Genomic DNA, 243 nt, shown 5'->3' with positions numbered 1-243 from the left:
GAGCCGATGTATGATCCGGCAGGCGCCAGGGTCAAAGCGTAGGTCAAATAACGCGCAAAGCGAGGCCGCGGCTTGGTACCGTGTCGGCTTCGCCGGGCATCGAGACGTAAGGACGCGTTTCCTCGACGCGGGTGACGAGGCCTTGCGCCTCGATCTCGCCGACACGCGTGGCAAAGCCGGCATCCCAAAGCGTGTTCTTGACCGTCAGCACGATCACGCCGCCCGGGCGGCAGATGCGGATTA

Annotated in this window: 1 pseudogene; it reads right to left on the bottom strand. The window is 64.2% G+C overall.

The window, feature by feature from the left end:
- Nucleotides 1-43: 43 nt before the first annotated feature.
- Nucleotides 44-243 (bottom strand): annotated as a pseudogene (locus tag EOB49_RS35730) (SAM-dependent methyltransferase); the annotation flags it as partial.

This window comes from Mesorhizobium sp. M7A.F.Ca.MR.148.00.0.0, assembly GCF_003997735.1.
GTDB lineage: Bacteria > Pseudomonadota > Alphaproteobacteria > Rhizobiales > Rhizobiaceae > Mesorhizobium.
The sequence above is the reverse complement of the archived record's forward strand: the minus strand, read 5'-3'. Positions and strand labels throughout refer to the sequence as shown.